The sequence below is a fragment of the Tenacibaculum adriaticum genome, assembly GCF_008124875.1.
GTDB lineage: Bacteria > Bacteroidota > Bacteroidia > Flavobacteriales > Flavobacteriaceae > Polaribacter > Polaribacter adriaticus.
In genome coordinates this window covers 71,031-80,319 of sequence record NZ_VNIA01000007.1, presented here as the reverse complement: position 1 = coordinate 80,319, position 9,289 = coordinate 71,031, and the positions used below count along the sequence as shown (strand labels likewise).

General features: G+C 32.8%; 7 protein-coding genes. 2 read left to right on the top strand and 5 right to left on the bottom strand.

Features of this window, described 5'->3' with window-relative positions; translation table 11 throughout:
* The 3 genes from C7447_RS14065 to C7447_RS14055 all read right to left on the bottom strand — a co-directional run.
* On the bottom strand, nt 1-3,476 hold a 3,476-nt coding region (locus C7447_RS14065), incomplete at its 3' end, for a CUB domain-containing protein (protein ID WP_148871156.1).
* Nucleotides 3,477-4,033: 557 nt separating this feature from the next.
* Nucleotides 4,034-5,170, bottom strand: coding sequence for a cysteine desulfurase family protein (locus C7447_RS14060; protein ID WP_148871155.1), 1,137 nt, complete (start codon nt 5,168-5,170; stop codon nt 4,034-4,036).
* 55 nt (nt 5,171-5,225) lie between these two features.
* Nucleotides 5,226-5,768, bottom strand: coding sequence for a Smr/MutS family protein (locus C7447_RS14055; protein WP_148871154.1), 543 nt, complete (start codon nt 5,766-5,768; stop codon nt 5,226-5,228).
* A gap of 107 nt (nt 5,769-5,875) precedes the next feature.
* Here C7447_RS14055 and C7447_RS14050 point away from each other — a divergent pair, with 107 nt between their 5' ends.
* Nucleotides 5,876-6,514, top strand: a complete 639-nt coding sequence (locus C7447_RS14050) for a low molecular weight phosphatase family protein (RefSeq protein WP_148871153.1) — start codon at nt 5,876-5,878, stop codon at nt 6,512-6,514.
* Between the two features lie 27 nt (nt 6,515-6,541).
* Here C7447_RS14050 and ppk2 (C7447_RS14045) read toward each other — a convergent pair whose 3' ends face one another.
* Both ppk2 (C7447_RS14045) and ppk2 (C7447_RS14040) read right to left on the bottom strand, forming a co-directional pair.
* Nucleotides 6,542-7,330, bottom strand: coding sequence for a polyphosphate kinase 2 (gene ppk2, locus C7447_RS14045; RefSeq protein WP_148871152.1), 789 nt, complete (start codon nt 7,328-7,330; stop codon nt 6,542-6,544).
* Between the two features lies 1 nt (nt 7,331).
* The gene (gene ppk2 / locus C7447_RS14040) at nt 7,332-8,189 is read right to left on the bottom strand and encodes a polyphosphate kinase 2 (protein ID WP_148871151.1); all 858 of its coding nucleotides are present in this window, start codon (nt 8,187-8,189) and stop codon (nt 7,332-7,334) included.
* A gap of 90 nt (nt 8,190-8,279) precedes the next feature.
* On the opposite strand from ppk2 (C7447_RS14040), the gene C7447_RS14035 reads away from it, so the two are divergent.
* Entirely contained in the window at nt 8,280-9,230 is a 951-nt protein-coding gene (locus C7447_RS14035; RefSeq protein ID WP_148871150.1) for a lipid A deacylase LpxR family protein, read from the top strand.
* The last annotated feature ends 59 nt before the right edge of the window (nt 9,231-9,289 follow it).

The window sequence follows — 9,289 nt, the reverse complement described above, 5'->3', positions numbered from 1 at the left end:
GCTCCTAAACTTACCCCACTTGCGGTACACGTGCCTGCATCTACATTCACCGTGACTGCCGATGGACAAGCACTGATCGTTGGATTGATATTGTCGACTACTGTAACTACTTGTGTACACGTAGCGGTGTTTCCTGCGGCATCCGTTGATGTCCAAGTCACCGTAGTGTCTCCGATTGGGAAGGTTGCTGGCGCATCATTCGTAATCGTTGGTACGCCACAGTTGTCTGTGCCTGTTGGGGCTGCTCCTAAACTTACCCCACTTGCTGTACACGTGCCTGCATCTACATTCACCGTGACTGCCGATGGACAAGCACTGATCGTTGGATTGATATTGTCTACTACTGTGACTGTAACTGCTAATTCATCTGTACAACCATTTGCTGTAGTTGCTAAAACATAATATGTCGTAGTTGTTGCTGGGCTTACTGTACTACTTGCTAATATATTCGCTCCATCTGCTGGTGTTGTACTGTGATATGTATATGTTGCTCCTGTACTATTCGCATCTGTAATTGCTAGAGTTGACAAATCAAAACCACCACTAGGACATGTTATTGGCGTATCAGTAGTATTTATACTTGGCACCTCATTTACTATAATTGTTCCTGTTGCACTTATCGCACCACATCCCCCTGTTAATGGAATATCGTAGTTAAAGGTTCCTCTTTCTGTTGGTGTTCCTGTAATCGTGATTACATCTCCTGCCCATGATGCTGTTACACCTGCTGGCAAGTTTGACACTACTCCGATTCCTGTTGCTCCTGTTGTAACATGAGTAATATCCGTCAATATCGAATTAACACATAATGTTGGAGTACTCGATGCTGCTCCTACAGTATTGTTATTAATATTAAATATCTGGGTTATATTTGTACTATTACCACATTCATCTGTTACACTATATGTTCTAGTAACAACATTACCTGTTGTAACATCATTTACATGAGCTACTGTTGGTGATGATGTACAATTATCTACTTCATCATTTACTAAAGTAATATCTGGCGGTGGTATAGATCCTGCGCACACATCTTCAGCAGGAAGATTACTTGCGGTTGGAGCTTCTGTATCACTAACTGTTATCGTTGTCTTATAAGCAGCACTTGTATTCCCTAATGCATCTGTTGCTTGATAAGTTATAACCCTAACAAATGAATTACCACAACTTCCTGCTGTTGTAATATCACTAACTATCGAAACTGTAGGAGAGCTACAATTATCTGTAGCTACGGGAGGTGTAAATACAGGCTCTGGAGTGCCACAAAAAAAGAAAATACCTTTCGACGTTGGATCAAAACCAAAATTAACACCAGTCCATTCTATATTCCCTGTGGAACCGTAAGCTACTATAGCTCCTGTTCCTGTAATTATAAGATCGTAAGTACCATCTCCATTATCTATTTCTGAATATGTGAATTCTGAATTATTGGATAGTTGAGAATAATCTAATGTGTAATCAGCATCATCAATAATTACCTTCCAACTATCAATATCTGTTCCTGTTGTATTTTGAATCTGTATACCCCAAGAATATTGTGCTTCATTAAAATAGGTAGTATTTATATCTGTACACGAAGGAAGTGAAGATGGTATCTCATCTGCACATTCAAAAGTTAAATCTAAACTTCCTGCTGCAGTTGTGAATACTGGAGCTTCATCATCTACCGTAACTGTAACTGCTAATTCATCTCGACATCCTAATCCTGTAGTTGCCAAAACATAATAATCTGTAGTACTTACTGGACTTACAATAGTACTAGCTAATTCATTAGCCGAAGTAGCTGGGGTAGCACTATGGTAAGTGTATGTTGCACTCGTACTATTTGCATCTGATATTGCCAAAGTAGATAAATCAAAACTCCCTCCACTGGCACAAATCATTGGCGTGTCTGTTGTACTTATATCAGGAGAAGGATTAACTGTTATTGTTACAGTTGCTGTATCTGTATCTCCTGTATCGTCCGTAATTGTATATTGAAAACTATCTGTAGTAGTTCCTGGATTTGAAGTATATTCAATAACATCATCTGCTATACCCGCAGCTCCTAAAACTATTGTTGCAGTACCATTTGTTGGTGGTGACGTAATCGCTATATATGCACCTGATCCACTAGGTCCATTCACTCTAAAATCATCTATACCATTACCATTATCATCGAAAACAGCTAATTTTGTCGCTGTTTTTTGACAAACTGTAAAAACATCATCTTGCGCCACTGGCATACAAGCATTTGTTCCGTCATCTATAACTGTTTTTGGATCGTATCCATATTCTTGTTCATCTGTACAACCATCATTATCTGAATCTAAATCTAAATAATCAAATATCCCATCCCCATCTGAATCAGGACAACGTGTTATTGCAGCTTCATCAAAATTAATTGGATCACTCATTGAAATAACAAACGAGTATGTACCTATAGGCAACACTATCGTTCGCTCAAAATACGTCCAACCTGCATTTTGTGAATCCCCTCCAGAATTTACTGTAATCGTGCCCGAAGTATCTACTATTGTGCCTCCTATTCCAGTACCTTGACGTATAGAAATACTTCCTGTACCAGACCCATTATCTCTTGCTGAAAAATAACCAGAATAAGTAACCTGTGTCTCTTCTGTAAATGTGAATGCCTGATAAAAGTCATTTGATCCACTAGCTATATCCAAATAATATTGATCTTCTCCTGCACCAGTATCTGGATTCGCATCTTCATAAGGACCTCCTATATAAGGATTAGGTCCAGCATCAAGTATACCATCAACCTTAACTATATTTGCCCGTTGACCTCCTCCAAGTTGCCAAGGAGAAATAGTATCTACAAAATTATTTCCATAAATAAAACTACCATCATCATAAATATTGAATCCTCCTCCTTCTAAAAAATTAACACATTCTTGAGTATCTAAAATACCATCATTATCATCGTCTAAATCACAAACATCCGACACTCCATCTCCATCAGAATCAAGATTGCCAGAAGCTACCGGATTACATGGATCCACTACAGAAATACAAGAAATTGCAGCTACCCAACCCGTTCCGCGAACAGAACCATCAGATTCAAAAACAAAATGCAATGAAGTACCCGTTGAAGTTATTGTAGATGGTATATTACTATTACAATAAACACCTATAAGACTAGCTGAAGCATTAGCCCCATCATAAACTCTCAATTCATCATAGCAGGCACTTGCTCCGTTTCCCTCAACATCGAAAGAAGTAAAGTTAAAAGATAAAGCATTTCCATTGTTTGATGTAAAAGTTACAGAATAAAACTCATTATCATTATATCGTGTACCTCCATTTCTTCTATTAGAGTCTCTAAAACTACCTGAACAAGTACTTATTGTTTGTCCATTAAACGCATCAATCTCATAAATTTGAGCATTAACCTGCATTAGTGAAGATAAAAAAAGCATGGCAAAAACTACCAATACTTTTATTGGGGATTTTAAAGGGTAAAAGTTCATCATATTGATTACTTTAATTTCAACTAATTTTAGTAATTATTTAAAAATTACTATATTTTTTAAATTAAAAACACGCGAATAACGCAATCAATCGACTTTTAGATGTAGAAAAAACGTAAGTTTTAAATATGAAATTTAAATTCTTTTTGGGAAGAAAAAAAAAAACAAACCCCTTAAAAACAGAACATTAATCCTTAATCAAACTTCATCACTGAAGCTTAAAAGTAGATTGAGTAAGGGGGGTTTACTCTGCAAATGTACAAATACCTTACTTAATTACGATATTTTGACACATTTTTTTTAGCTAAGTCACAAATTTAACGTATACCTAAAATTAACAACAAAAAAATTAACCTAGTATAATATACTACATTTATTGTATACTTTATATCTATTTAAAAAAAATTAATAATAATTTTTTATTATTTGAAAACGCGATAAAAAAAAGCTTTAAAGGGATTTATTTTTTAAGCAAAAGGATGAATAGCTTATTTAAAATAAACGCTCTTAAAATGACTGTAAATTGATTTTTAGTGTAAAAAACAAAAAAATAGGTGAAATTATGGTATTAGTGTTTTTAACTTTTGGACAGCTGTATCTATTTCAGCCTTATTTGTGAATTTGCTAAATGAAAAACGAACAGATGCTTTTTTAGCTTCTTCTTCATTTAAAAAAGCAGTTAATACATGTGAACCTTTATTACTTCCACTTTGACATGCGCTTCCTCCCGAAACGGCAATTCCTGCCAAATCCAAATTAAATAAGACCATATTATTAATAATTGGTAATCGTGCATTTACAATTGTATAAGTACTTTTTTCTAAATTAGAAGATAAACCATTGAATTGAATCCCTTTCGTTTTATTTGTTAATTCATCAACGAAATACCTTTTTAAAGACGCTATATAAACTTGGTCATCTTTTAAAGTATTGTAAATAATTTCTAAGGCTTTTTGCATACCCAAAATAGCATGTACATTTTCAGTACTAGACCGCGCTCCTTTTTCTTGCTCACCGCCATATAACATTGGTTTCACTCCAAAGCCTTTTTTAAAATAAGCAAAACCTATCCCTTTTGGTCCGTGGAATTTGTGTGCGCTAGCTGCAATAAAATCTATTGGAGTTTTTTGTAAATCAATTTGATAATGACCAATAGCTTGTACAGTATCTGAATGAAAAAGCACATTGTACTTATCACAAATATCACAAACCTCATCCACAGGTAAAATATTTCCTATTTCATTATTTATCATCATCAAACTAACCAATGTTTTTTGGTCTGAACCTGATAAAACCTGCTCTAAATGATGTAAATCTACAGAACCAAATTCATTTATATTTACATAAACAACTTCAATATTATACTCTTTTTGAAGATGTTCTACAGTGTGTAAAACCGCATGATGCTCTATGCAGGAAGTAACAATTCTTTCTACCTTTAAATTTGTAACCGCGTTAAATAAAATTAAATTATCTGCTTCTGTTCCGCTAGACGTAAAAATGATTTCACTTGCCGACACATTAAAATGTTTTGCAATGCTTTTACGCGCTGTTTCTATCGCTGATTTTGCTTTACGACCAAATTGGTGTGTAGAAGAAGGGTTTCCAAAATTATCTATCATAGATTGTTGCATTACTTTTACAACTTCTGGATGCATAGGTGTCGTTGCAGCATTATCTAAATAGATGGGCTTCATTCTGTTTTAATTTAACATATTATAGCCTACAAAAATACAACTATTATAAAACTTGTTATGTGTTTTGAAAAATATATACTTCTGTTGCTCCTAATCCATATTGTTGATAAGATGCGTCTGAATACTTAACAGGATATTTATTAAATAAATAATGGAGCTCTGTTTTTAAAACACCTTCCCCCACCCCATGAATAAAAACAATTTTTGATATTTTTTTTTTAATACAATATTCCAGTTTATGACGAGCCGTATCTAACTGCAAGTTTAAGATATCGAAATTATCCATTCCTCGAGTAGATTTCACTAACTTTTCAGCATGTAAATCTACCTCCATTACTACTTCTTTTTTTATTTTTTTGAAAGATGATTTTGATTTTTTAGGAGCGTGAATTTTATCTTTTAAAAATTGATTATTGATATCAGAATATTTAGCTAGCTCATTTTGCTCAACTTCTATTTTTACCAATTCTGAACTCAAATATGAGTATTGCATGCCATCATCTGCCTTAATTAAAACAATATCATTTTGAATACCTACAACGTATCCATTAATAACATCATCTAAAACTGCTACCTTATTACCGATTTCTAAACACATCCTTAACTTTTACTTAATTATACTAACTACAGGTTCTTTATACTTTTGCATTTAATAAAGAAACGTGTAAAAATATATAAAACTTGCTTTAATTGTAAAAAGAAAAAATGATTAATACCCACAACATTAACACTAAAACCTTTTTTGAAAACGCTAAAAAAAACATTACGCTTACCGAGGAAAGATTAACTTTACTAAAGAGTATTGCTACTAAAATTGTTAATGAACTTGCAGATCGTAATAAATTAAACTTAAATTTTATTTGCACACACAATTCTCGAAGAAGTCAAATAGCGCAAGTTTGGTCATTCTACGCAATTGAATATTTCAAATTGACAAGTATTCATCCTTTTTCTGGAGGAACAGAAGTAACTGCATTTCATAGAAATACTGTTAAAAGCTTACAAAAAGTTGGCTTTGAATTTAGTGTTGTAGATTTTTCTCATCAAAACCCACGATATTTAATCACATTTAAAGATACTAGAAAATCTATTTTAGGATTCTCTAAAACTTTTGATAACGAAGCAAACGAATTTCCGTACATTGCTATTACCACTTGTGATAATGCTGATGAAAACTGTCCTTTCATACCCGATGCTATTCATCGTTTTCATTTACCTTATATAGATCCAAAAATCGCCGATAACACAGAATTCCAACAAGAAAAATACTTGGAAACTAACCAACAGATTGCTGGTGAAATTTTTATTCTTTTTAATGAGGTCAGCAAACAATTAAACGACTAAAAAAAGGTTCGCAAATGCGAACCTTTTTTATACTTCTATATTTTTATCATACGGAATACTTTCTAAAATATGCTCGATGCATGCAGTTCTTGCTTCTGTTTTACGATTTGCTCTTATAATTTTCCAAGGCGCTAATACCGTATTTGTTTTTTTAAACATCTTTCTTTTATAAACTGTATAATCGTCCCACAATTCTTGCGCACTCTCATCTACACGACTCATTTTCCATTGCTTTAACGGATCTGTTTTAATATCTTCAAATCGTTTTGCTTGTTCTTTTTTTGAAATAGACATATAAATTTTAACCAAACGAATTCCAGATTGCATGATCATTTTCTCAAACCCGTTTACTTGCTTCATAAATATCTTATACTCTTCTTCCGTACAAAATCCGTTTACAGGCTCTACCACTGCTCGATTATACCAACTCCTATCAAATAATACTATTTCTCCTGCTTTTGGAAATTGTTCTACATAACGTTGAAAATACCATTGTGTTTTTTGTTCTTCATTCGGTTTTGGTAATGCTACAATACGCATATGACGAGGATTAATACGTTCGGTAATTCTACGAATTGCACCTCCTTTTCCTGCAGCATCACGTCCTTCAAACAATACTACAATACGTTCATTATTTCTTATTGCCCATTTTTGCATTCGTATCAATTCTACTTGTAATGTTTCAAGTTTTTCTTGATAATCTACATAACGTAATGCTCTTTCTAAATTTAAAGGATCGCGAGACAAAACAGCCATCAATCCTTTTTTAGAATTTAATTTTTCAATTTCAACTTCAGTGAATTTATGCTCTTCCATATTAATCATTTTGTATTACAGAACGGTAATAACGCATTACAATATTAGGATCTGGGTTTAAATTGGTTAGTGCTTGCTCTTTATCATCATAATCAAACTTAGAAAGCACATGACGCATCGCTTCTAAACGTGCTGTTTTTTTACTATTCGTTTTTATGATTGTCCAAGGACAATAACTTGTATGGGTATTAGTAAACATTTCTCTTTTATAATACGAATATTTCTCCCACAATTCTTGCCCTTTTTTATCTACTGGACTAAATTTCCATCGTTTTAAAGGATTGTCTTTTCGTGCTTCGAAACGTTTTAATTGTTCTTCCTTCGTAATTGACAACCAAAATTTAATAATAACAATCCCATCTTCATACAACATATGCTCAAACTCAGGTACTTGCAATAAAAATTTTTCATATTGAGTGTCCGAACAAAACCCCATAACAGGCTCTACAACAGCCCTATTATACCAACTTCTATCAAAAAAAACAATTTCTCCTAAATCGGGTAATTCTTTAATATAGCGTTGAAAATACCATTGTCCTCTTTCCACTTCGGTAGGTTTATTTAAAGCTACCAAACGTGAAGAACGAGGATTTAAATGCTCCATAAAACGGCGGATATTCCCCCCTTTACCAGCAGCATCTCGACCTTCAAAAATTACAGCTACTCTTTTTTTGTGTTTTGCAACCCAATGCTGAAGTTTTACCAATTCTATTTGAAGATTTCGTAACTCTTCTTCATAAACTAATTCCTTTTTTACTTTTGAAAAAGGAATTTTTTTTTCACTAATAACATCTAATAATTCCCTATTCGATTTAACTCTATTAAAATCCTCTGCCGTAAGTTTAGGCGTGTTCTTCATAATAATTCACATAAAATATGAGAGACTAAAAGTAATAATTCTACACAAGAATTCTATTTATTTTTTTAAAAGTCTATATTTGTTTTTTTTATGAGAAAGACAATTACCTACTTATTTTTTTTTGTTTCAGTAACTATTTCTGCTCAAAAACAATACGCTAAAGAATTTAGTTTTGTTAACGACAATGATCTTTATATCTCTACTAAACAAGATCGATATTACACCAACGGGATGTTTTTTTCTTACAGATATTTGAGCGAAAAATCTTCAAAAAAAATTATAAAAAAGACGTACAAATTACAAGTCGGTCATGAAATGTACACTCCTTACAAGGCTATTGTAGCTACTATTTTGGAACATGATCGCCCTTTTGCAGGTTATCTTTATGGAGGCTTTACTGTTTCTAATTTTTACAACAACAATTCTGTTTTAAAACTTAGTACTCAAATCGGAATAATAGGTCCTTCAGCATATAGTGAAGAGTTAATGGAAGTAATTCATGATATTTATGATTTTAGAGAAGCTGATGGCTGGAAATATCAAATCAGTGATGCTTTTGCCATGAATTTTAACGGAACATACGTAAAAAACCTACGTACACTTTCTTCTTCAATTATTGATGTAAACTGGCATAATCAATTAAAAATAGGAACAGTTTATACAAATTTTTCTACAGGATTCTACTCTCGAATTGGTTTTTTACCTTTAGAAAACCTTATAAACTCGATAGCTTATAACGGAAATTTAAATAGTAAAAAATCAAATTTCAACAACACACCCGAAGCATTCTTCTTTATAAAACCTTTAGTTAATTATGTAGTATACGATGCTACTATTGAAGGGAGTTTTTTTAATAATAGCAGCGAAGTAACTTACGGTATTGAACCTTTTTTGTTAACTACAGAATTCGGAATCCGTTTTACTGCTAATCGATTTAATTTTGGATACTCTGCAACATATCATTCTAAAAAATTAAAAAGTGTACGAGTTCCTAAAGGGAATTTCTATGGGAGCATTCAAATAAACTACCTGTTCAACTAATCAACACTCACTAAAAAAGTGTTGATAAATTAATTTTAAAAATTCGTTTAATAGAATAT